Annotated in this window: 22 protein-coding genes; 14 read left to right on the forward strand and 8 right to left on the reverse strand. The window is 72.0% G+C overall.

Features of this window, described 5'->3' with window-relative positions; genetic code table 11:
• Positions 1 to 804, forward strand: coding sequence for a hypothetical protein (locus D0Z08_RS25270; protein ID WP_118928058.1), 804 nt, complete (start codon positions 1 to 3; stop codon positions 802 to 804).
• 30 nt (positions 805 to 834) lie between these two features.
• Entirely contained in the window at positions 835 to 1,107 is a 273-nt protein-coding gene (locus D0Z08_RS25275) for a DUF4031 domain-containing protein (RefSeq protein ID WP_118928059.1), read from the forward strand.
• Here the strand turns inward: D0Z08_RS25275 and D0Z08_RS25280 are convergent.
• The gene (locus D0Z08_RS25280) at positions 1,090 to 1,707 is read right to left on the reverse strand and encodes an HD domain-containing protein (RefSeq protein ID WP_118928060.1); all 618 of its coding nucleotides are present in this window, start codon (positions 1,705 to 1,707) and stop codon (positions 1,090 to 1,092) included. The two genes, D0Z08_RS25275 and D0Z08_RS25280, sit on opposite strands and share 18 nt — an antisense overlap.
• Positions 1,708 to 1,765: 58 nt before the next feature.
• On the opposite strand from D0Z08_RS25280, the gene D0Z08_RS25285 reads away from it, so the two are divergent.
• Positions 1,766 to 2,059: a chorismate mutase gene (locus D0Z08_RS25285; protein WP_118928061.1), complete on the forward strand. Its 294-nt coding sequence runs from the start codon at positions 1,766 to 1,768 to the stop codon at positions 2,057 to 2,059.
• Between the two features lie 148 nt (positions 2,060 to 2,207).
• Entirely contained in the window at positions 2,208 to 2,417 is a 210-nt protein-coding gene (locus tag D0Z08_RS25290) for a hypothetical protein (protein WP_118928062.1), read from the forward strand.
• 13 nt (positions 2,418 to 2,430) lie between these two features.
• On the opposite strand, the gene D0Z08_RS25295 is transcribed toward D0Z08_RS25290, so the two are convergent.
• Both D0Z08_RS25295 and D0Z08_RS25300 read right to left on the reverse strand, forming a co-directional pair.
• Positions 2,431 to 4,092, reverse strand: coding sequence for a DNA repair helicase XPB (locus D0Z08_RS25295; protein ID WP_118928063.1), 1,662 nt, complete (start codon positions 4,090 to 4,092; stop codon positions 2,431 to 2,433).
• A 37-nt stretch (positions 4,093 to 4,129) separates the two neighbouring features.
• A complete protein-coding gene (locus D0Z08_RS25300; protein ID WP_245994462.1) occupies positions 4,130 to 6,391 on the reverse strand; it encodes a helicase-associated domain-containing protein in 2,262 nt (753 codons plus the stop codon).
• 27 nt (positions 6,392 to 6,418) lie between these two features.
• Between D0Z08_RS25300 and D0Z08_RS25305 the strand changes: the two genes are divergently transcribed.
• Together D0Z08_RS25305 and D0Z08_RS25310 are read left to right on the forward strand one after the other, a co-directional pair.
• Positions 6,419 to 7,243, forward strand: a complete 825-nt coding sequence (locus tag D0Z08_RS25305; RefSeq protein ID WP_245994464.1) for a PP2C family protein-serine/threonine phosphatase — start codon at positions 6,419 to 6,421, stop codon at positions 7,241 to 7,243.
• Positions 7,240 to 8,892 carry an FHA domain-containing protein gene (locus tag D0Z08_RS25310; protein ID WP_147381536.1) on the forward strand — a complete coding sequence of 551 codons (1,653 nt, stop codon included), beginning with the start codon at positions 7,240 to 7,242 and terminating at the stop codon, positions 8,890 to 8,892. The genes D0Z08_RS25305 and D0Z08_RS25310 overlap by 4 nt, the downstream gene beginning before the upstream one ends.
• Before the next feature lie 9 nt (positions 8,893 to 8,901).
• Here the strand turns inward: D0Z08_RS25310 and D0Z08_RS25315 are convergent, their stop codons facing one another.
• Both D0Z08_RS25315 and D0Z08_RS25320 read right to left on the reverse strand, forming a co-directional pair.
• Positions 8,902 to 9,501 carry a GNAT family N-acetyltransferase gene (locus D0Z08_RS25315; protein WP_118928066.1) on the reverse strand — a complete coding sequence of 200 codons (600 nt, stop codon included), beginning with the start codon at positions 9,499 to 9,501 and terminating at the stop codon, positions 8,902 to 8,904.
• The gene (locus tag D0Z08_RS25320) at positions 9,498 to 11,588 is read right to left on the reverse strand and encodes a S8 family serine peptidase (protein WP_182481484.1); all 2,091 of its coding nucleotides are present in this window, start codon (positions 11,586 to 11,588) and stop codon (positions 9,498 to 9,500) included. Before D0Z08_RS25320 ends, D0Z08_RS25315 begins: the two co-directional genes overlap by 4 nt.
• A 183-nt stretch (positions 11,589 to 11,771) precedes the next feature.
• On the opposite strand from D0Z08_RS25320, the gene D0Z08_RS25325 reads away from it, so the two are divergent.
• Complete coding sequence (locus D0Z08_RS25325) at positions 11,772 to 12,167, forward strand: cold-shock protein (protein ID WP_118928068.1); 396 nt, start codon at positions 11,772 to 11,774, stop codon at positions 12,165 to 12,167.
• 9 nt (positions 12,168 to 12,176) lie between these two features.
• Here D0Z08_RS25325 and D0Z08_RS25330 read toward each other — a convergent pair whose 3' ends face one another.
• Positions 12,177 to 13,697, reverse strand: coding sequence for an MFS transporter (locus D0Z08_RS25330; protein ID WP_245994467.1), 1,521 nt, complete (start codon positions 13,695 to 13,697; stop codon positions 12,177 to 12,179).
• 63 nt (positions 13,698 to 13,760) lie between these two features.
• Between D0Z08_RS25330 and D0Z08_RS25335 the strand changes: the two genes are divergently transcribed.
• Positions 13,761 to 14,537, forward strand: coding sequence for a DUF3027 domain-containing protein (locus D0Z08_RS25335; RefSeq protein WP_245994469.1), 777 nt, complete (start codon positions 13,761 to 13,763; stop codon positions 14,535 to 14,537).
• Between the two features lie 4 nt (positions 14,538 to 14,541).
• On the opposite strand, the gene D0Z08_RS25340 is transcribed toward D0Z08_RS25335, so the two are convergent.
• A complete protein-coding gene (locus tag D0Z08_RS25340; protein ID WP_118928071.1) occupies positions 14,542 to 15,165 on the reverse strand; it encodes a class I SAM-dependent methyltransferase in 624 nt (207 codons plus the stop codon).
• Positions 15,158 to 15,448, reverse strand: coding sequence for a DUF2530 domain-containing protein (locus D0Z08_RS25345; RefSeq protein WP_245994471.1), 291 nt, complete (start codon positions 15,446 to 15,448; stop codon positions 15,158 to 15,160). Before D0Z08_RS25345 ends, D0Z08_RS25340 begins: the two co-directional genes overlap by 8 nt.
• Before the next feature lie 68 nt (positions 15,449 to 15,516).
• Between D0Z08_RS25345 and D0Z08_RS25350 the strand changes: the two genes are divergently transcribed.
• The 6 genes from D0Z08_RS25350 to fusA all read left to right on the forward strand — a co-directional run bounded on the left by D0Z08_RS25350 (position 15,517) and on the right by fusA (position 21,969).
• Positions 15,517 to 15,966: a MarR family winged helix-turn-helix transcriptional regulator gene (locus tag D0Z08_RS25350; protein WP_245994475.1), complete on the forward strand. Its 450-nt coding sequence runs from the start codon at positions 15,517 to 15,519 to the stop codon at positions 15,964 to 15,966.
• 46 nt (positions 15,967 to 16,012) lie between these two features.
• Positions 16,013 to 17,272: an MFS transporter gene (locus D0Z08_RS25355; RefSeq protein WP_118928073.1), complete on the forward strand. Its 1,260-nt coding sequence runs from the start codon at positions 16,013 to 16,015 to the stop codon at positions 17,270 to 17,272.
• Complete coding sequence (locus tag D0Z08_RS25360; RefSeq protein WP_118928074.1) at positions 17,269 to 18,723, forward strand: NCS2 family permease; 1,455 nt, start codon at positions 17,269 to 17,271, stop codon at positions 18,721 to 18,723. The genes D0Z08_RS25355 and D0Z08_RS25360 overlap by 4 nt, the downstream gene beginning before the upstream one ends.
• A 213-nt stretch (positions 18,724 to 18,936) precedes the next feature.
• Positions 18,937 to 19,311: a 30S ribosomal protein S12 gene (rpsL, locus tag D0Z08_RS25365; protein WP_109692297.1), complete on the forward strand. Its 375-nt coding sequence runs from the start codon at positions 18,937 to 18,939 to the stop codon at positions 19,309 to 19,311.
• Positions 19,311 to 19,781 carry a 30S ribosomal protein S7 gene (gene rpsG / locus D0Z08_RS25370; RefSeq protein ID WP_118928075.1) on the forward strand — a complete coding sequence of 157 codons (471 nt, stop codon included), beginning with the start codon at positions 19,311 to 19,313 and terminating at the stop codon, positions 19,779 to 19,781. The genes rpsL and rpsG overlap by 1 nt, the downstream gene beginning before the upstream one ends.
• Positions 19,782 to 19,857: 76 nt before the next feature.
• The gene (fusA, locus tag D0Z08_RS25375; RefSeq protein ID WP_118928076.1) at positions 19,858 to 21,969 is read left to right on the forward strand and encodes an elongation factor G; all 2,112 of its coding nucleotides are present in this window, start codon (positions 19,858 to 19,860) and stop codon (positions 21,967 to 21,969) included.
• Positions 21,970 to 22,009: the final 40 nt, after the last annotated feature.

A 22,009-nucleotide genomic window follows, 5' to 3' on the forward strand; every position in this document is an offset into this window, starting at 1 on the left:
ATGGGCACGTCCTTCCTCGAGGAGGTCACCGGCCGCACCGGCCTGCTCGATGCGACCCCGCTCGACCTGACGGCCCCGGAGCTCGGCGGGCACACCCGCAGGCACGACGCGGAGTTCGAGGCGCTCGACGGCACGCTCTGCCGGATCCGGGACACGATCAACCTCGGGATCGACGCCCTCAACCAGGCCGGACTCGGCCTGCGGAAGCTCCCCGACGGCAGCCTCGAGGAGCTGCTCGTGATGCCGCTGACCGGCGACTACCGGCGGATCAGGCAGAACGCGCTCGCCACCTCGCAGCTCCGCGACGCCCTGCGCATCTACTCCGAGAACGCAGTGCTCCTCTCGGTCGCCGCCGAGCCCCGGTGGGGAGGGCAGGCGGCCGCGTCGTTCCTGCTGCGGGTCAACGGTCACGCGCTCGCGGCGCGCGGCCTCGGGGTGCTCGTCGCCGAGGCCGCGCCGCTCTTCGAGACCGTGGCCGACTGGAGCGAGCGGCTCGCGATCGAGGTCGAGGAGCTGGTGATGGAGCTCGTCGAGCGAGGGGAGAGAGTGGTCCGGAAGCTGCTGTCCCGGGTGTCCGGCCCGGCCGGCTGGGCGATGTGGGCGGCCGAGCTCGCGGTCAAGGGCCTCGACGCCGTGACCGACATCGTCGAGGACATCCAACGGCTCCTCTGGATCATCGACCGGCTGCTGGAGCTGAAGGGCGAGGTGACCGACTGGGTCGAGGAGCAGCGCGAACGGCTCTCGATCCTGCTCGACCTCGTCGACCTGGCCCGTCGGGAGCTGCCCGGCGGCGGCTCGTGGTGAGGCCGTGCGGGCCGTCGCTACGCTCGCCGGATGATCCTGATCGACCCGCCGAACGTCTCGGGCCATGGCCGGATGTGGTCGCACGTGGCGAGCGACGCGTCGTACGACGAGCTCCACGCCTTCGCCCGGCTGGCCGGGATCCCGGAGCGTGGCTTCGACCGGGACCACTACGACGTCCCGGCCGAGAGGTACGACGACGTGGTCGCCCTCGGTGCCCACCCGGTCACGTCGCGGGAGCTCGTCGGGCGCCTCCGCGAGGCCGGGCTGCGACGGCGGAAGCCGGCCTCACGCCGCCAGGACTGAGAGCTCCCGCTCGACGTTGCGCCGTGCCGGCTCCTCCCACTCCGACAGCCCGTGGGCGGTGTGGAACAGGCGTGGCTTGGCGACCAGGTCGCGCAGCACGTCGGCGCGGCCGGCGGTGAACACCGCGTCGCTGAGGTGGCTGTACTCGGCCCGCACCGCCGCGGCGTACTCGTCGTAGCGGGAGCGCGGTGCCGCCAGGATGCCGAGGTCGGCATCGGACAGCGCGCAGCCGTTCGCGTCGCCGTCGTCGGGGCGGTGCGACTCCGTCAGCCGCACCAACCGCGCGACCTCGGCCACGGTCGCGGCGTCGAGGAGATCCGGCAGCGCCTCCTCGGCCCAGGCGGCCGAGCGCTCCTCGGCGTCGCGCTCACCGTCGTAGATCGCGTCGTGGAACCACGCGGCGAGCAGCACCGGCGTCCGGTCGTACGTCGCGCCGGCGGTCGCGAGCTCGTCCAGGCGTGCGAGCACCTCGGCCAGGTGCCGCACGTCGTGGTAGCCGCGGGCCGGGTCGGCGTACGCCGCGAGCAGGGCGTCGCGCAGGTCGAGCGCGTCGGCGAGGGGCCACGGCAACGCGGTCTGGTCGGTAGGTCTGCCGTCCATCGTCCCTGATTGTGACCCATGCCGCCGCCGAAAGGGAGGGGTCGGAGAGGATGGACCTGTGACACCAGACGAGGCACACCAGGAACTGCTGAGACTGCGGACGAGCATCGACAACCTCGACGCCGCGCTCGTGCACCTGCTCGCCGAGCGGTTCAAGTGCACCGAGCAGGTCGGGCGGCTCAAGGCGCATGCCGGGATGCCGCCCGCCGACCCCGAGCGCGAGGCGGTGCAGATCGCCCGGCTGCGGGCGCTGTCGGAGACCTCGGGCCTCGATCCGATGTTCGCGGAGAAGTTCCTCAACGTGATCATCGCCGAGGTGATCCAGAACCATCGGCAGTTCCTCGACGAGTGACGGGTCCGTGATGGCCCAGCCCGATGCCGACCCGGCACGTGAAGCGCCGGTCCCAGTGCCGGGGGTGCAGGAATCACCGGTCCACCGGTGATTCCTGCACTTGTCGGCCAATGCAACGCCCGATAAGTGCCAGTTCTGCCTGGGTGAGGTGACGGACGAGGCCGATGTGACCGGCCGTCCGCGTGATGGGGAGCAGGAGCGGCGGGGACGTCGCTACCCGGACGCCCACGACGTCGCCCTCGACGTGGGGACGGGCGTCGTCGTGCGGCTGTACCCGGTGGGCGGCGAGCGCGACGCTCCCTGGATCGAGGTCGACATCCTCGAGGTCGACACCGACCTCGACGCGCAGTTCGGCTGATGCGGGAGCCGCCTCAGATCGCCGTACCGAGCGCGTCGGCGTCCACGATCCGGTAGGCGTAGCCCTGCTCGGCGAGGAACCGCTGCCGGTTCTGGGCGAACTCGGCGTCGACGGTGTCGCGCGAGACCAGGGTGTAGAACCGAGCGACCTTGCGCTCGCCGTCGGGGCCCGGCTCCCCGGGACGGAGCAGGCGGCCGAGCCGCTGCGCCTCCTCCTGGCGGGAGCCGAACGACCCCGACACCTGGATCGCGACCTCGGCCGAGGGCAGGTCGATCGAGAAGTTCGCGACCTTGGAGACGACGAGCAGGTCGATCTCGCCGTGGCGGAAGGCCTCGTAGAGCCGCTGGCGCTCGCGCACCGTCGTGGCGCCGGTGATCACCGGCGCGTCGAGGGTGGTGCCGAGCTCCTCGAGCTGGTCGAGGTACTGACCGATCACAAGCGTCGGCTGTCCTCGATGGCGGGTGACCAGCTCGCGGGTGACGGCGACCTTCTCGCGGGTGCACGACGCCAGCCGGTAGCGCTCCTCGGGCTCGGCAGTCGCGTAGGCCAGCCGTACGGCGTCCGGCAGCGTCACCCGCACCTCGACGCAGTCGGCCGGCGCGATCCAGCCCTGCGCCTCGATGTCCTTCCAGGGCGCGTCGTAGCGCTTGGGCCCGATCAGGGAGAACACGTCACCCTCCCGGCCGTCCTCGCGCACCAGGGTGGCGGTCAGCCCGATCCGGTGCCGGGCCTGCAGGTCTGCGGTCATCCGGAAGATCGGCGCGGGCAGCAGGTGCACCTCGTCGTAGACGATGAGCCCCCAGTCGCGGGCGTCGAAGAGCTCCAGGTGCGGATAGACGCCCTTCCGGCGGGTCGTCATCACCTGGTACGTCGCGATCGTGACCGGCCGGATCTCCTTGACGGCGCCGGAGTACTCACCGATCTCGTCGGCCGTGAGGGACGTCCGTCGTACCAGCTCGTCCTTCCACTGCCGCGCGCTCACCGTGTTGGTGACCAGGATCAGCGTCGTCGCCTGGGCCTGCGCCATCGCGGCCGCGCCGACGATGGTCTTGCCGGCGCCGCAGGGGAGTACGACGACGCCGGACCCGCCGTGCCAGAACGACTCGGCCGCCTCCTCCTGGTAGGCGCGCAGCTCCCACCCGTCCGGTGTGAGGGCGATCGCGTGCGCCTCCCCGTCGACGTAGCCCGCGAAGTCCTCCGCCGGCCAGCCCAGCTTGAGCAGCGCCTGCTTGAGGTTGCCGCGCTCGGACGGGTGCACGGCGACCGTGTCGTCGTCGATCCGGTCGCCGAGCATGCCGGCGATCTTCTTGGCGCGCAGCACCTCCTCGAGGACCGGGCGGTCGGTGCTCGCCAGCACCAGCCCGTGCACGGGGTGCTTCTCCAGCCGGAGCCGGCCGTAGCGGGCCATCGTCTCCGCCACGTCGACCAGCAGGTTGTGGGGGACCGCGTAGCGGCTGTAGGTGAGCAGCGTGTCGACCACCTGCTCCGCGTCGTGTCCGGCCGCCCGCGCGTTCCACAGCCCCAGGGGCGTGAGCCGGTAGGTGTGGATGTGCTCCGGGCTCCGCTCCAGCTCCGCGAACGGCGCGATCGCCCTCCGGCACTCGGCTGCCTGCTCGTGATCGACCTCCAGCAGCAGCGACTTGTCCGACTGCACGATGAGAGGTCCGTTGGTCACTTGCCGAGTTTACGGGGGTGGCGGTGCTGCACCCCAGTCACCGGACGGGCGTCACCCGCTGGATCCGGTGCACAGCGAACGTCCGTACGTCGTCCGCGGTGTGGTCGTGCGCGGTGAGCTGGCCGCCCTCGACCGAGATCGGGTCGATCACCCGCTCGCCGACCACCCCCTGGTTGTCGGTGAAGCCGATGACGACCGACGCGCGGCGCTCGATCGCGTCCCGGAGCGCGGAGAGGGCGCCGGCCGGTGACACGGCCGCGGCCGGTCGGACCCGGGCCGCGGCGTCGCCGGCACGCAGCGAGCGGACCGCGGCCGCGACCTGCACCGCGTGGCGGGCATCGTGGTGCGCGGGTCCGCGTGCCCTCGGTGTGCGCGCCCGGACCTCGTCGGGGCGGCCGACCCGCACGGTGCCGTCGGGACCTTCCACGACCGGCGCCGCCCCGAGGTCGCGCAGCCGGATGAGGAGCAGGTCGACGGGCGTGGTGCTCACGACGACGGTCGGCGCGATCCGGCGCAGCCCCAGGGTCGCGGCCTTGGGGTGGTGGAGCAGGGCGGCCAGCGCGGCTTCGTCGTCGGACCGGATGAACGACTCGGCGGCACCCACCCGCACCTGACCGAACGTCCGCACCGCGTCGTCGACGAGGTACGTCAACGGCTGCGGGACCGGCGTGCGTGAGGCCGATGCCAGGAAGGCGTGGACCTCGGCGGCGGTCCAACCGGCATCGAGCGCGCGTCGTACCGAACGGGCCGTGAAGCGGTAGACCGTCGCCGCGCCCCGGGACTCGACGTCGGCCAGCAGCTGCAGAGACCGCGCAATGCCCGACTCCAGCGGTCCCGGCGCCACCGCGGTGAGGTCGGCCTGGATCAGCACGTGGTCGACGGGCTCCGGGAGCAAGGGTGCGAGGACGGGGGCCGGGTCGTTGCCGGCGACCAGCGCCCGGCCGTACGGCGACAACGCGTCCAGCCCGGTCACCCCCAGCGCCGCCGCCTCGGCCACCGTCCAGGACACCTGGTCGGTGCGCGACCGCGGCCGTCGCGGGCGCAGCCAGGCCAGCCGGGCGACGAGCGACGGCAGGCCGGTGCCCGAGGCCAGGGCGTGACCGGCGGGGACCTCGGCAAGGGCGGTGAGCGTCATCAGCCGGGTCTCGGGCATCAGCGTCGACGACAGCTCGGGGGTCAGGGCGTTCCACGGCTTGTCGTCGGCGGCGCGACCGCCGACGAGCCCGGGCAGCCGGGTGCTCGCGAGCCACGCGCGGGCGAGGATCGCCCAGCGATCGGCCACCTCGGCGTCCAGCCAGCGGTCGAACTCGTCCGTCGGCACCCACACCGGGTTGCCGTCGGCGTCGGCCCGGGTCGCGATCAGGCCCGCGGTGGCAGCGGTCTCGATCACCAGGGCGGCGTCGGGCTCGGACAGCTGCAGGTGGGCCGCGGCCGCCTTCAGCTCGCGTACGCCGAGCCCGCCGGTCCGGAGAGCGGCCGCCGGCCGGGTGCTCCACCACTCGAGGAGGAGGTCCGTCCGGCGGCAGAACTCCGCCGCGCCGCCCGCCGCCGCGCCGTCCGTGAGCCGGGCCGGCCGCTCGGCGCTCGCGACCTCCGGTGGTTGGTCGACCGGCTCGGTCGTCGTCCGGCCGCCGCGCAGCGCCAGCCCGACCTCGCCGGGGACCACGAGCAGGTCGTCCCGGCTCGGCACCAGCAGGTCGCGGGACAGGAGCTCCTCCGCCGGGCTGGCGGCGTCCTCGGGGCGCACCGTCCGGCGGGCGGCGCCTGCCGTGGCCTCGCCGCCGTGCGCGAACACGTGGTCGAGCATCGCCCTCGCCGGGTCCGACAGCTCCGCGATCCGGCGCGCGACGACGTCGGGCGGCGGCGCGTCCGGCGTACGTGGCCGGAGTCCGCTCACGCCGGCCTCGGGACCGCCGACCAGGCAGTCGGCCACGCCGGTGAGGGCCCGGAGCCCCTCGGGGGAGTCCCACGCGAGGGCCAGCGCGCGGAGCCGGGCCAGCGCCGCGACGACGTACTCCTCCTCGGCGTGGACGATCGATACGATCTCGGCGTCGGTGGTTTGTCCGGCAACGACCAGGGCATCAAGCACCGAGAGCTCGCCCCGGGTGAGCGAGTCCAGAGCGCGGGCGAGGGAACTCCGGATCGCGGCGCGCGAGGCCAGCTGAGAGAAGTCGTGAGGGGCGGGAGTGGTCAGGTCCGGACGCGACGTGAGCAGCTGGCTCACCTGTTCGTCGGTCCACGACCGCAGCTGGTCGGCCAACGACCGGTGCCCCACCGCGACTGACGCTCCACTGCCCACCCGCCCCACGCTACCGACGGACGGTGCGTGGTGACCCAGGTCGACCTGAAGTACGGCGCCGCCACGCACGTCGGCCTGGTGCGCGTCGGCAACGAGGACGCCCACCTGGTCGCACCGCCGGTTTTCGTCGTCGCCGACGGCATGGGCGGACACGACCACGGCGACGTGGCGAGCGCGTTCGCCGTCGAGGAGTTCGCCCGGCTGGCGGACGAGGGGATCGACGCGGCCACCGTGGCCGACGCGGTGTCCGCGGCCCTGACCGCGGTCCACGCCCGGATCGACGAGTACGACGCCGTCCACCACGCCGCGGGCGAGCTGCTCTTCGGCGCCGGGACCACCGCGGTGGCCGCGGTGCTGGTGACCGACGTCGCGGAGCCGTACTGGCTGGTCGCCAACCTCGGAGACTCGCGGGCCTACCTCTTCGCCGACGGCGAGCTGGTGCAGCTCACCGTCGACCACAGCCTGGTGCAGGAGCTGGTCGACGCCGGGACCATCGCCGCCGCGGATGCCGCGGGCCACCCGGACCGCCACATCGTGACCCGTGCCCTGGGCGGTCCGGTGCGCCACGAACCCGATCTCTTCCACGTCCCGGTCGAGGTTTCCGGGCGACTGCTGTTGTGCTCCGACGGGGTGAGCGAGATGCTCGCGCACGACGACATCGGTCGGATCCTCGCCGAGCGAGGGGAACCGACCGCCGCCGCGGAGCAGGTGGTCGCGGCAGCGGTCGAGGCCGGGGGCCGTGACAACGCCACCGCCGTCGTCGTGGATGTGGTGGGATTGACCAGGGAGAGGCCGCACGACAACGACGTGCGGCAGCCGAGTACGGAGCAGGAGACAGGGGCACACCCATGAGTGCGATGAGCTCAACCGGCGCAGCAGGCGCGTGGTCCTACCGCACCGGCCCGTGGTTCGCGGCGTTCGGGCCGCGCGTCACGGTGCTGTTGCCCGAGTCGCAGCGCGACCAGGTCGTGGGGGTCTGGTCCCTCGTCGACGGCGGCGCCGCGTTCGACGAGGTGCTCGACGCGCTCCTCGCCTCCGGGTTGAGCCGGCTGCCGGGCTTCGTCCTGGTGAGCACCGACGAGGGTCCCACCCGGGTGCTGCTGCGCGGCTCCGGGGTGAGCGCGACCCTCGCCACCGACGGTGAGGACGTGACGATCGACGGCGCCGCGGGCGGCACCTGGGTCGAGCGCAGCGTCGAGGGCGTCACCTCGCTCACCGTGGCGCTGGCCGATGCCGACGTCGACGCCGAGCACGCCGAGACCGACTTCGGCGTCGTCACCGGCCTGGTCCGGGTCTCCCGGATCGACCGCCCGCCGTACGTCGAGCAGGCCGAGGCCGACGTGGCCGACGTGGCCGACGACGCCGAGGCGGCGCCGGTCATGGCCGGCGCGGAGGCTGTCGACGAGCCCGCCGAAGAGGCTGCCCAGGCCCAGGCTCCGGAGGAATCCGCAGACGACCAGATGCCTGACCTGGACGCCGGCGGTGTGGTCGTGGCCGCCCCGTTCGGCGGTGCCTTGGCGGCGGACGCGGCTGCCGGCGACGACGTCGAGGCCGCAGACGGTGCGATGGCAGACGGCGCGGCGGCGAGCGACGACGCGATGGCCGCCGAGGCGGAGGTCGCGGCCGACGAGCCGTCGCCACTCGACGAGCCCGCGCCGTTCGACGAGCCGTCCGCGGAGGGCGAGTCGATGACGTCGGGCGAGCCCGAGATGGTGATGCCGCCGGGCGGCGACCCGCTCACCGACCCGATGCCCCACGCGCCCGCGCCGAGCGACTGGGTGACGCCCTGGGACACCCCGCCGCCCCCCGCAGCGCCCGCTGCGCCCGCTGCGCCCGAGCCCGAGCCCGCCGACGAGCTGGCGATGACCGAGGAGATGCCGGCCGCAGCCGACGAGTCCGCGATGGCCGACGAGGCTGCGCCGATGACCGACGACGCGCCCGCCACGCCCTCGGCGGAGGAGCCGGTGACCGAGTTCGCGCCGCCGTCGTACGCCCCGCCCCCGCCTGCCGCCGACGCACCGCCGGTCGACCTCCCGCCCCCGCCGCTGCCGGTGGGCTCCTGGGAGCCGATCGGTGCGTTCCCGCCCCCGCCGCCGGCCGCGCCCGAGCCCGTGGCGACGCCCCCAGCTGCGGGTGCACCGGAGGGTGACGCGGTCGCCAAGCTGATGATCAGCGACGGCCAGCAGGTGCTCGTCGACCGGGTGATCCTGATCGGCCGGGCCCCGGAGGCGCGACGCTTCACCTCGACCGAGCAGCCGCACCTGGTGACGGTGCCGAGCCGCCTGCACGAGATCTCATCGACCCACGTCGAGGTGCGTCCAGGCACCGGAGCCGATCAGGGCAGCGCGGTCGTCACCGACATGGGCTCGACCAACGGCACCGTGCTGGTGCAGCCCGGCCTCGGTCCTGAGGACCTCAAGCCCGGCATCGCCGTCCAGCTGGTGCCGGGGGCGATCATCAACCTCGGCGACGGGATCACGATCCAGGTCACCCGCGCCTGACCTCGGGCGTCAGCCGCGCGCCCACTCCTCGCGCAGCAGGCCGTAGACAGCGCTGTCGCTCCAGGTTCCGTCGGCCTCCGGCCAGTCCTGACGCAGGTGCGCCTCGAGGGTCATCCCGAGGCGCTTGCACAACGCCGCCGACCGCTCGTTGCGAGGGTCCAGGTTCGCGTAGAGCCGGTGCAGCGGGTAGTGGTCGAAGGCCAGCGCGATGAGGGCGCGGGCGGCCTCGGTGGCGAAGCCGCGACCGGCGTACGCCGGCGCGAACGCCCAGCCGACCTCGGCCACCGACGGCGGGCTCTGGTCGTCGGTACGGGTGCGAAGTCGCAGCATGACGTCGCCGACGAGCACGCCGTCGTGGACGACGGCCAGCGCAAGCACGTCGTCGGGCTCCGACGGCGCGAGCCGCTCGGCCATCCGTGCGACCCGGTCCGCCAACGCCGCCTCGTCGGCGGGCGGGAACGGCAGGTAGCGGCAGACCTCCGGATCCATGTAGTAGCGCAGGGCATCGAGGTCGGCTGCGGTGATGTAGCGCAGCAGCAGGCGCTCGGTGCGGACCGGCAAGGGAGGCGGCGCCAGCCTCGGCGCCGTGGCGACCTCGGCGTGGGTCATCGGGTGATCACCACGGCCAGGCGGGTCTCGTCTCCGTGCGCACTGTTCCAGGCGACCGTGCCCTTGTCGGTCGCGCGGGGAGCGGCCGGCAGGCTGATCGTGAAGGTCATCGTCCGGCCCGGACGGACCAGCCCGGCCGACGGGGTGATGTGCACCGGGCTGTCGAACCCGACGAGGTGGGTGGTCAGCCACAGCGGCCGGGGGCCGGTGTTGGTGATGGTGCGTCGCACGACCAGGCGTCCGGTGCGCATCAGCGCCTGCGGCAGGTCGAGGTCGGCGCGCCGGCCCACCAGCCAGCCCCGGTAGTGGCGCGGGTCGACGAGGTAGGCGATCGGGGGCACCCGGCTGATCCGGACCTGTCCGGTGCCGCCGCGGAGCCCCGACTGGCGCCCGATCGGGGTGGTCGACGTGAGGAGCGCGGAACGGACCTCGGCGGGGGTGTTCCGCCGGTGGGAGAGGAGCAGCGCGGCGACGCCGCTCACGTGGGCGGTCGCTGTCGACGTACCGCTGACGACGTCCCAGCCGTCGGTCGTCGCCGCCAGGACGCCGGTGCCCGGGGCGACCAGGTCCGGCTTGATCACCGACCAGGTCGGGTCGCCGCCGCTGCTGAACCGGGCGACCCGCAGGGGAGCACGCTCGCGCCCGACGGACACCAGGCGGACCTCGGGGCGGCGGCGGTCGCTCGCCCACGCGCGCAGCGCGCGGCCGTCGCGGGCGGAGAGGTGGACGGTCGGTACGGCGTGGAGGTCGGCGTCGGTCGAGCCGGCAGCCGTGTTGACCAGCACCATGCCGGCGCCGTCGGCGAGCCGCACGGTCATCGACTTCTCGACCCTCGCCACGTCCCCGCGCTCACAGAGGACGACCGCTTCGTGGACCTTCCGGGCGTCGAGGCTGCCGGGAGCGCAGATGGCCGCGTCGGCGCGGCTGACGCCGGGCGCGGCCGCGTCCTCGCCGAGGACGAGGGGAGCGGGGCGCACCGGGGCTGTCGCCGCCATGGCGCCCTCGAGCCGGGGACCGTTGGCGGCCACCACGGCACCGACCCGTCGCGCGGACATCGACGCGCCGACGGTGATCACCCAGGGTGACGGGTGCGCGGCGTACGCCGCCGACCCGCTGTTCCCCGCGGCGGCGGTCACGACGATGCCGGCCTCGGTCGCGCCCAGCAGGGCTCGCTCGACGGTGTCGATGGTGCCGGAGGGACCGCCGACGGACAGGTTGAGTACGTCGACGCGGTCGCTCGTGGCGCGGTCGATCGCCGCGACCAGATCGGCGGTGGCGCAGCCGTCGTCGTCCGGGTCCGGCGCCGACCAGCAGGCCTTGTAGACGGCGATCCGGGCGCGCGGCGCCACGCCGGAGAACCGGCCGAGCCGGTGCTGCCCGGAACGGACCGCGACGTCGCTGGTGCCGGCGGCGATCGACGCGCTCGCGGTGCCATGTCCGTCGGTGTCGCGGGGCGAGAGCGCGGAGGCCGACCGCAGCGCGTCGGCCCCGAACCCGTCGACGTAGAACTGCGCGCCGACGACCTTCGCCGAGCAGTCGGTCTCGGCCCAGCCGCCGTCGTCGGGGGCGTCGGTGCAGCTGCCGGCGAACCGTCGCGGCGTGCGGCCGAGCGCCGCCACCTCGGAGAAGGCCGCGCTCGCAGGATCGATGCCGGTGTCGACGAAGCCGATCACGGTGCCCGCGCCGCCCGTCCGGTCCGCACGCCGATCCGGCCGGGTGGCCGACCCCGCCGGCGCGCTGGCGACCCTGGCCAGCGGACGGACGGCGTTCTCCTCGACCAGAGCGACCCGGTCGTCACCGACGAGCGCTTCGTGCTGCGCCTCGGTCAGCTCGACGGCGAACCCGTTGAGCGCGGTCGTCCACTGGTAGACGGGATCACCAGCCCCGATGTCGTCGAGGAGGTCGGCCTGGAGCGCGAGCATGCGCTGGGCGACCACGTCGGGAGCCGCTGCTCCCTGGCGGCCGGCGGTGCCCGGCCCGCGGAGCGTGACGAGGTGCAGGCTGGTGGAGTCGTCGTCCTCGGCGTGGCTGGGGACGGCGACGAGCGTCGATGCAGCGACGATCGCGGCGATCGCGGCGGCGCGCATGCGTCCCCTCCTCCTGTGCCGGCCCGCCCTCACGGCGCCGGAACGGTCCATTGTGTCCCAGCGCACCAGGCCTGAGAAGTCCTGACGGAGAAAGCCGTTCGTGGTCCGTCGGCCCGATGTCCTACGCTTTCAGGTCGCGCCCCGGACCGACCGGGGCCCCGCTGCGAGAGAAGGGTCGAGACCGTGCCGACTGGCAAGGTGAAGTGGTACGACGCGGAGAAGGGCTTCGGCTTCCTCTCCCAGCCCGAGGGCGCGGACGTCTACGTCCGCTCCGACGCGCTGCCCGAGGGCGTCACGACCCTGAAGGCCGGGACCCGCGTGGAGTTCGGCATCGCGCAGGGCCGCCGAGGCGACCAGGCGCTCCAGGTCAAGGTGCTCGACGCTCCGGCCTCGGTCGCGCGCAACCAGTCCCAGGCGAAGCGGAAGAAGCCCGAGGAGATGGTTCCGATCGTGGAGGACCTGATCCGTCTCCTCGACGGCGTCGGCGAGGCCTACCGCCACGGCCGCCACCCGGACCGTCGTACGTCGCAGCCCGTGGCCAAGCTGCTGCGCGCGCTGGCCGACGAGCTCGAGGCCTGAGCGAAGGCGTCACGCCCGCCCGGCCTGTCGAGGCGCCTCGACAGGCTCGGCGTGCGGACCCTCCGGCCGCTTCGGGGTGACCCGTAGCGCGAAGACGGCCCAGCCGACGACGATGAGCGCTGCCGTCGGCAGCCCGAGCGTCGGGAACCACGACATGATGACGCCGAGGAACCCGCCGATCACCCACGCCATCTGCAGCGTGGTGTCGCCACGGGCGAACGCGCTCGCGTGCGCCCGGACCGGGACCTCGGTCTGGATGGTCGAGTCGAGGGACACCTTGGCCAGGTACTGCATGAGACCGGCCGTCAGGCCGAGCGCCACCAAGGTGAGCAGCTCGTAGAACACCGCCGCGACGACGAGGATCGCGACGTCGGCGAGCAACGCGACGATCACCATGATCGACGGGTTGATCTTCTTCGCCAGCGAGGCGACGAGGATGCCGAGGGTGTTGCCGAGGCCGGCTGCGCCGATCACCAGGCCGAGGAGGAGCGTCGTCTTGTCCTCCCACCCGTCGATCGGGTCGGTGCGGAGCACGAACGCCATGTACATCGTCAGGAACCCCGACAGCAGGCGTGGCCCGCAGTTGGCGCGGAGCGCGAACGCGACCTTCGGTGGGAGGCCTCGCCGGCGCGGGCCGCCGGTCTTCCCGGCGGGGATCGGCACCTCTCCCTCGGTCTCGTCGACCTTCGCCGGCAGCAGGATCGCCGCGACGGTGCCCAGCACGAAGACCAGGAACGCGAAGCGCAGCGCCCACTCGGGACCGAAGTAGGCGGCGCCGCCGGCCAACGGCGCGGAGACGGCGGCGCCGACGACACCGGCCAGGGAGACCCGGCCGTTGGCCTTGACCAGGGTGATCTCCGGCGGCAGGAGTCGGGGCACTGCGGCGGCCTTGGCGACGCCGTACCCCTTCGACGAGATGAGGACGCCGAGCGCGGCCGGGTAGAACCACAGCGAGTCGGTGGTGACGGCGCCGGCGATGACCCAGCACAGGAACGCTCGCACGGCGAACGTGGCACCGATGGCCCATCTGCGGCCATGGCTGAACCGGTCGAGGAACGGGCCGAGCAGCGGGGCGACCACGGCGAACGGCAGCATCGTCAGGCCGAGGAAGAGCAGGACCGGGCCGCGCTGCTCGCTCGTCGCCCCCGCGAAGAAGATGGTGCCGGCGAGGGCGATCGCGAACGCGGCGTCGCCGGCCGCGTTGCACGCGTGCAGCTCGATCAGCCGGTTGAGACCGGAGCGGTCGGCGCCCTGCGCGCCGGCGGCCCTGCGCGCATGCCGGAAGGTGGCGCGGCTGAATCGCCCGGTGCCCCGCGCGACACCGCGCAGCCCCCGCGCGGTCGCCAGCGCCCCGGTGCCGACGCTCTGCCCCACGGTGCGTGCCGGGACCTCGTCGGCCGGGACCATCGTGGGCGGCGTCTCGTCCGACGGGGGCGGCGGGTACGCCGACGGCGGTGGCGGGGGAGGAGGGGGGTACGACGACCCGCCGGCCCCGCTCGGGGGCGGGTGCTCGGGCGGCTGGGACGTCACGTGCCTATCTTGCCTGCTGGGGCCGACGTGACGAGCACCTCCCCGATGGGGGAAACTCCTCGGGTGACGACTATCGAGCGCAAGACGACGGACGCTGTGGCCGTTGCCGCCGTCGACGAGGCTCGCGCTGCGCTGCTCGACGACGTCGACGCCGCCGATGTCGGCGACTACCTCGGTCACCAGATCGAGGGCCCGCGCGTCGTCACCCACCTGTTCAGCTGCGCCCGCCGTGGCTACGTCGGCTGGCAGTGGGCCGTCACCCTCACCCGCGCCTCCCGGCAGAAGCGGGTCACCGTCGCCGAGGTCGTGCTGCTGCCCGGCCCCGAGGCGATCGTCGCGCCGCCGTGGGTGCCCTACCGCGAGCGGATCCAGCCGGGCGACCTGTCGCCGGGCGACCTGCTGCCGGTCGCCGACGACGACCCGCGACTGGTGCCGACGTACTCCTTCGGCGACGACCCGCTCGACTCCGACGCCAAGGCCCAGGTGCGCCAGGTGGCCAAGGACCTCGGCCTCGGCCGGGTCCGCACCCTGTCACCGGAGGGCCGCGACCTCGCGGCCGAGCGGTGGTACGACGGCGACGGCGGCCCCGACTCGCCGGTGGCCAAGTCCGCGCCCGAGACCTGCACGTCGTGCGGCTTCCTCGTCCGGATCGCCGGCCCGCTGTCCGAGCTCTTCGGCGTCTGCGCCAACGGCGACGCCAACGACGACGGCCGCGTGGTCTCGTTCGACCACGGGTGCGGTGCGCACTCCGAGGTCCGCCTGAGCAAGCGGCACGCGCCGGTCCCGCCCGCGCCCCCCGTCGTCGACAACCTGAGTCACGACAACCTCGAGACCTTCTGAGCGGCTACGTAGCGGCGCGCAGGATCCACACGGCGTACTGGTCGTCGACCGGCCGCAGGTCGTAGCCGCCGAACCGGTGGTCGACGAGCAGCCCCGCCTGCGCGACCTCAGCAGCGAACTGCTCGGGCGTCACCCGGCGGGCGGTCTCCGGGCCGCCCTGCAGGTGGAAGCCGACCAGGATCCGCCCGTCCGGCCTCAGCAGCTCTCCGAGCCGGCGCAGCACAGCGACCTCGGTGCCGTCCGCCACGAACGTGACCACGTTGCCGACGCACACGACCAGGTCGAACGCGTTGGGCGCACCGGCCGCGGCGAGGACGTCGTCGGTGAGGCCGAGGATGTCGTGGGGGAGTACGGCGAGGTCCGGGTACATCTGTCGGGACTGCTCGACCAGGCGGTGGTCCGGCTCCGCCGCGACGACCCGGTGGCCGCGGGACTGGAGATAGGCGGCCACCCGCCCCATGCCCGAGCCGGCGTCGAGGATCCGCGCGTGGCGCGGGACCAGGGTGTCGGCCAGCCTGGCCTCGCCGTCCACGTCCGCGCCGGACTCGACCAGCTCGGCGAACCTCCGGGCGTACCCGGTGTTCTTCTCGCCGCCCTGCTCCCAGCGTGAGAGCGGAGCGTCACTCATCGGCAGCGGCGAGCTCGGTGCGGTAGCGGCGCCGGCGCTTGCAGTACTCCATGCCGAGCAGGCCCAGGCCGACGCCGGTGAGGCACATCCACAGCAGCCAGGTGTGTCCGGACTCCTCGAGCCGGCCGTAGAACGGCAGCAGTCCGAGGAAGCCGAGGAAGAACAGCGCGGTGCCGACCTGGACCGTTCGCACCCCGTCGACGTCGAGTGGTTCGACCGGGGCGATCAGGTAGGTCCGGTTGCCGATCTCGTGGTGCGTCGGCTGTTCGTCACGCAGGTCCACATAGCCACGTTACCGCTCTGGCGCTCGACAGGGAATGATTAGCAAGGGTAATGACTTATGCTAGTGACATGCCGACCCCCGAGAAAGCACTGCGCACCGACGGTGGGCTCGCCAGCGAGCTCCGCCTCTCGGTGATGCGGCTGCGCCGCCGACTGGCCGCGGAGCGCCATCCGGACAACCCGTTGAGCATGGGCCAGATGGCGGTCCTCGGCGCGCTCTACCGCAACGGCGACCAGACGGTCGGGGAGCTCGCGTCCCACGAGCGGGTGCAGCCCCCGAGCATAACCAGGACGGTCAACTGCCTGGCCGAGGACGGGTACGTCACCCGGGGGCCGCACCCCACCGACGGCCGCCAGGTCGTGGTGACCCTGACCGACGAGGGGCGGGCCGTGCTGCTCGCCGACCGGGGAAGGCGCGACGAGTGGCTGTCCCGGCGCCTGGCCGGCCTCACTGCCGAGGAGCGGGACGTGCTGCGCCGCGCGACGCCGATCCTGCAGCGCCTGGCCCAGACCGACTGACAACGAGACCGACGAGGAGCCCACGACGAGTCCCACCTTCCGATCCCTGTCCCACCAGAACTACCGCCGCTACTTCGCCGGCAGCATCGTGTCGAACGTCGGCACCTGGATGCAGCGCGTCGCGCAGGACTGGCTGGTGCTGACCATCCCGGGCAACGGCGGCGCCGCCCTCGGCATCGCCACCGGGTTGCAGTTCCTGCCGATCCTGCTGCTGTCGCCGTACGCCGGTGTCGTCGCGGACCGCTTCCCCAAGCGTCGGGTGCTGCAGCTCACCCAGGCGACGATGGCGCTCGCCGCGCTCCTGCTCGGCGTGATCGCGGCACTCGGCGTCGCCGAGACCTGGCACGTGTACGTGATCGCGTTCGCGTTCGGCGTCGGTGCCGCGTTCGACGGGCCCGCGCGGCAGGCCTTCGTCTCCGAGATGGTCGGTCCCGACGACGTGACCAACGCCGTCGGGCTCAACTCGGCGGCGTTCAACACCGCCCGGATCGTCGGGCCGGCCATCGCCGGGCTGCTGATCGGCCTGCTCGGCGGGGGCATGAAGGCGACCGGCTGGGTGATCCTGGTCAACGCGGTCTCCTACCTTGCCGTGATCTGGCAGCTGGAGCGGATGGACACCCATGCCCTCCACTCGCCGGCACGCGTCGCCCGTCGCCCGGGCATGCTCCTCGAGGGCGTGCGCTACCTGCGCGGCCAGCCGAAGATGCTGATGATCCTGGTGCTGGTGTTCTTCGCGGGCACCTTCGGCATGAACTTCCAGATGACGTCGGCGCTGATGGCGACCGAGGTCTACGGCAAGGGCGCCAGCGAGTTCGGGCTGCTGGGTTCGGCACTGGCGGTGGGGTCGTTGGGCGGGGCGCTGCTCGCCGCGCGGCGTCCCCGGGTGCGGCTGCGGCTGCTGGTCGGTGCGGCGATCGGCTTCGGCATCGCCGAGATCGTGGCGGGCTCGCTGCCGTCGTACCTCGCCTTCATGCTGTTCTGCCCGCTGATCGGGCTGGCCACCATCACGCTCCTCAACTCGGCCAACGCCACGCTGCAGGTCGAGTCCGACCCCGAGCTCCGGGGCCGGGTGATGGCGATCTACATGACGATCGTGATGGGAGGCACCCCGCTGGGCGCCCCGGTGATCGGCTGGATCGGCGAGACGTACGGCGCCCGCTGGACGCTGTTCGTCGGCGGCACCCTGGTCCTGGTGGGCGTCGTGCTGGCGCTCCTCGTGCACCGCGCCGCTGATCCCGGCCGCCGGCCGCCGCCGCGCGTTGCCTCACCGGTCGGCCGGTCCAGGTCTGACATGCTGCCCTCATGAGCAGTCCGGTGACCGCGGGCACGTCCGTGCTCGACCGCTACTTCCACATCACCGAGCGGGGCTCCACGACCGCTCGCGAGATCCGGGGAGGCATCGTCACGTTCCTGACGATGGCCTACATCATCGTGCTCAACCCGATCATCCTGCTCGGTGGCACGGACATCGACGGCGAGCTGCTCGCCGGTGGCGACGGGGCGCAGATCGCGGCCGCCACGGCGCTGGTCGCCGGCGTGCTGACGATCCTGATGGGGGTCGTCGCCAACTTCCCGCTGGCACTGGCGACAGGCCTCGGTCTCAACGCCTTCGTGACCTACTCGGTCGCGAGCCAGATGACCTGGGCCGACGCGATGGGCCTGGTGGTGATCGAGGGCCTCATCATCTTCGCGCTGGTGCTCACCGGCTTCCGCAAGGCCGTCTTCAACGCCGTGCCGCCACAGCTGAAGGTGGCGATCGCCGTCGGCATCGGGCTCTTCCTCACCATCATCGGGCTCGTCGACGCCGGATTCGTGCGGAGCACCTCCATCGCCGTGCCCCCGATCCAGATCGGCATCGGCAACCAGCTGCAGGGCTGGCCGGTCGCCGTGTTCTGCTTCGGCCTCGCGCTGATGGTCGCGCTGTACGCCCGCCGGGTGCCAGGCGCGATCCTCATCTCGATCCTGGTGACGACGGTGGTCGCGATCGTCGTCGAGGCCGTCGCCGACATCGGTCCGACGTTCGTCGACCCGGCGACGACCAACCCGACCGGGTGGAACCTCAACGTCCCCGCCCTCCCGGACGAGGTCGTTGCGGTCCCGGACCTCGGGTTGCTCGGGGAGTTCAGCCTGCTCGGCTCGTGGGAGCACGCGAGCGTCGTCACGGTGTGCCTGCTGATCTTCACGCTGCTCATCTCGGACTTCTTCGACACGATGGGCACGATGACCGCCATCGGCGAGGAGGCCGGACTCCTCGACGAGGACGGCAGACCGCCCCACACCCAGCGCATCCTGCTCGTCGACTCGGTCGCCGCGGCCGCGGGAGGCGCGGCGGGAGTCTCCTCGAACACGTCCTACATCGAGTCCGCCGCGGGTGTCGCCGAGGGCGCGCGCACCGGGCTGGCGAGCGTGGTCACCGGGCTGCTCTTCCTGGCGGCGACCTTCGTGGCGCCGGTCGTCACGGTGATCCCGAACGAGGCCGCCGTACCGGCCCTGGTGCTGGTCGGCTTCCTGATGATGCAGCAGGTCAAGGGCATCGACTGGGACGACCTGGAGATCGCCCTCCCCGCCTTCCTGACGATCGTGCTGATGCCCTTCACGTACTCGATCTCGGTCGGCATCGGCGCCGGTTTCGTCAGCTATGCGTTCCTCAAGCTGGTGCGCGGCAAGGTCGCCGAGGTGCACCCGCTGCTGTGGGTCGTCGCCGCCCTGTTCGTCGTGTACTTCGCGATCAACCCGCTGACCGACTGGCTCACCTGAACCGGCCCGGACCACGCCTGCGGCCGCAGTTTTGCGTCCGTCTGGGGCGGCCGGTAGCCTCGTTCCTTGTGTCTGGGTGCCCCAGGCACGTTATGCGCGCCCTCAGTCTGGGGTTCTAGGCCGGCGCAATCCACGGCACAAGCAACAACGCAGTACTCCCGTGCCCGGCAAGGTGCCGGGCCGTGATCAGCAAACAGGAAAGGGAACCACCAGGTGCCCACCATCAACCAGTTGGTCCGCAAGGGCCGCCAGGACAAGGTGTCGAAGAACAAGACGCCTGCCCTGAAGGGTTCGCCCCAGCGACGCGGTGTGTGCACCCGCGTCTACACCACCACCCCGAAGAAGCCGAACTCCGCCCTCCGCAAGGTCGCCCGTGTGCGTCTGAGCAGCGGCGTCGAGGTCACCGCCTACATCCCGGGTGAGGGTCACAACCTCCAGGAGCACTCGATCGTGCTCGTGCGCGGCGGTCGTGTGAAGGACCTGCCGGGTGTTCGTTACAAGGTCATCCGCGGCGCTCTGGACACCCAGGCCGTGAAGAACCGTAAGCAGGCGCGCAGCCGCTACGGCGCGAAGAAGGAGAAGAGCTGATGCCGCGCAAGGGCCCCGCTCCGAAGCGACCGCTCGACGTCGACCCGGTCTACGGGTCTCAGCTGGTCACCCAGCTCGTCTCCAAGGTCCTCATGGACGGCAAGAAGCAGGTTGCGCAGCGCATCGTCTACGGCGCGCTCGAGGGCACCCGTGAGAAGACCGGCACCGACCCGGTCATCACCCTGAAGCGTGCGCTCGACAACGTTCGCCCCGCGATCGAGGTCAAGTCCCGCCGTGTCGGTGGTGCGACGTACCAGGTCCCGATCGAGGTCAAGGGCACCCGCGGCACCACGCTCGCGCTCCGCTGGCTCGTGGGCTACGCCGCCGAGCGCCGCGAGAAGACCATGAGCGAGCGCCTCATGAACGAGATCCTCGACGCCTCCAACGGCCTCGGTGCCGCGGTGAAGAAGCGCGAGGACACCCACAAGATGGCCGAGTCCAACAAGGCCTTCGCCCACTACCGCTGGTGACGGAGCCGGCGGGCGCCGTACGACGGTGCCCGCCCGGCACCCACCTGCCCACTACTTCTAAGGAACGCTGACTCACGTGGCAGTCGACATCACGACGGACCTCAACGTCGTCCGCAACATCGGCATCATGGCGCACATCGACGCCGGCAAGACCACCACCACCGAGCGCATCCTCTTCTACACCGGCATCACCTACAAGATCGGTGAGGTCCACGAGGGTGCCGCAACGATGGACTGGATGGAGCAGGAGCAGGAGCGCGGCATCACGATCACGTCGGCCGCGACGACCTGCTGGTGGAAGAACCACCAGATCAACATCATCGACACCCCCGGCCACGTCGACTTCACCGCTGAGGTGGAGCGCTCGCTGCGCGTGCTCGACGGCGCGGTCGCGGTGTTCGACGGCGTCGCCGGCGTCGAGCCGCAGACGATGACGGTGTGGCGTCAGGCCAACAAGTACTCCGTGCCCCGGATGTGCTTCGTCAACAAGCTCGACCGCACCGGTGCCGACTTCTTCCGCTGCGTCGACATGATGGTCGACCGCCTCAACTCCACGCCGCTGGTCCTGCAGCTCCCGATCGGCGCCGAGTCCGACTTCATCGGTGTCGTCGACCTGGTGGGCATGCGGGCGCTCGTCTGGCGCGGCGAGACCACGATGGGCGAGGACTACGCCGTCGAGGAGATCCCGGCCGAGCTGGCCGACCAGGCCGCCGAGTACCGCGAGAAGCTGCTCGAGACGCTCGCCGAGGCCGACGACGAGATCATGGAGAAGTACCTCGAGGAGGGTGAGTTCACCGTCGAGGAGCTCGAGGCCGCGATCCGTCGCGCCACGCTCGCCGACAAGCTGAACCCCGTCCTGTGCGGCACCGCGTTCAAGAACAAGGGCGTCCAGCCCCTGCTCGACGCCGTCGTCAAGTACCTCCCGTCGCCGCTCGACATCGACGCGATCATCGGTCACTCGGTCAAGGACGAGAACGAGGAGATCAAGCGGCTCCCGTCCGACGACGAGCCGTTCTCCGGTCTCGCCTACAAGATCGCGACCGACCCGCACCTCGGCAAGCTGATCTACGTCCGGGTCTACTCCGGCAAGCTCGAGGCCGGCTCGACCGTGGTCAACTCGGTGAACGGCCGCAAGGAGCGGATCGGCAAGGTCTACCAGATGCACGCCAACAAGCGTGAGGAGATCGCGTCGGTCGGCGCCGGCCAGATCGTGGCCGTGATGGGCCTCAAGGACACCAAGACCGGACACACCCTGTCCGACCCGCAGAACCAGGTGATCCTCGAGTCGATGACGTTCCCGGCCCCGGTGATCGAGGTCGCGATCGAGCCGAAGACCAAGAGCGACCAGGAGAAGCTCGGTACGGCGATCCAGCGCCTGTCCGACGAGGACCCGACCTTCACGGTCAAGTCCGACGAGGAGACCGGCCAGACCATCATCGCCGGCATGGGCGAGCTCCACCTCGAGATCCTCGTCGACCGGATGAAGCGCGAGTTCCGCGTCGAGGCGACGGTCGGCAAGCCGCAGGTCGCCTACCGCGAGACCATCCGCAAGGAGGTCGCGAAGCACAGCTACACCCACAAGAAGCAGACCGGTGGGTCGGGCCAGTTCGCGAAGATCCTCGTCACCCTCGGGCCGAACGTCGACCCGGAGACCGGCCAGGGCGCCGGCTACGAGTTCGTCAACAACGTGTCCGGTGGTCGCGTGCCGAAGGAGTACATCCCCTCGGTCGACCAGGGCGGCCAGGAGGCCATGGAGTTCGGCGTGCTCGCCGGCTACCCCATGGTCGACGTCAAGTACACGCTCGAGGACGGCGCCTACCACGACGTCGACTCCTCGGAGCTGGCGTTCAAGATCGCCGGTCTGCAGGCCTTCAAGGAGGCCGCCCGGATGGCCAAGCCCGTGCTGCTGGAGCCGATGTTCGCCGTCGAGGTCGTCACGCCCGAGAGCTTCCTCGGCACGGTGATCGGTGACATCAACAGCCGTCGCGGCCAGATCCGCGCGCAGGAGGAGCGTCACGGCGACATCGCCGTGGCGGCCCTCGTGCCGCTGTCCGAGATGTTCGGGTACGTTGGCGACCTGAGGTCCAAGACCTCCGGCCAGGCTTCGTACTCGATGGAGTTCGACTCGTACGCCGAGGTTCCTGCGAACATCGCCGACGAGATCATCAAGAAGGCACGCGGCGAGTAGTCGTAGGCCCTCGGCACCACCCCTTTAGTACGAGTCAAGT

Source organism: Nocardioides immobilis (assembly GCF_003515065.1).
In the GTDB taxonomy this organism is placed as follows: Bacteria; Actinomycetota; Actinomycetes; order Propionibacteriales; family Nocardioidaceae; genus Nocardioides; species Nocardioides immobilis.

Bases quoted from the DNA above. Each gene is read 5' to 3' on its own strand.
- D0Z08_RS25270 (WP_118928058.1), top strand. From the start codon at position 1: ATGGGCACGTCCTTCCTCGAGGAGGTCACCGGCCGCACCGGCCTGCTC.
- D0Z08_RS25275 (WP_118928059.1), top strand. From the start codon at position 835: ATGATCCTGATCGACCCGCCGAACGTCTCGGGCCATGGCCGGATGTGG.
- D0Z08_RS25280 (WP_118928060.1), bottom strand. From the start codon at position 1,707: ATGGACGGCAGACCTACCGACCAGACCGCGTTGCCGTGGCCCCTCGCC.
- D0Z08_RS25310 (WP_147381536.1), top strand. From the start codon at position 7,240: ATGAGTGCGATGAGCTCAACCGGCGCAGCAGGCGCGTGGTCCTACCGC.
- D0Z08_RS25315 (WP_118928066.1), bottom strand. From the start codon at position 9,501: ATGACCCACGCCGAGGTCGCCACGGCGCCGAGGCTGGCGCCGCCTCCC.
- D0Z08_RS25320 (WP_182481484.1), bottom strand. From the start codon at position 11,588: ATGCGCGCCGCCGCGATCGCCGCGATCGTCGCTGCATCGACGCTCGTC.
- D0Z08_RS25340 (WP_118928071.1), bottom strand. From the start codon at position 15,165: ATGAGTGACGCTCCGCTCTCACGCTGGGAGCAGGGCGGCGAGAAGAAC.
- D0Z08_RS25350 (WP_245994475.1), top strand. From the start codon at position 15,517: ATGCCGACCCCCGAGAAAGCACTGCGCACCGACGGTGGGCTCGCCAGC.
- D0Z08_RS25360 (WP_118928074.1), top strand. From the start codon at position 17,269: ATGAGCAGTCCGGTGACCGCGGGCACGTCCGTGCTCGACCGCTACTTC.
- rpsG (WP_118928075.1), top strand. From the start codon at position 19,311: ATGCCGCGCAAGGGCCCCGCTCCGAAGCGACCGCTCGACGTCGACCCG.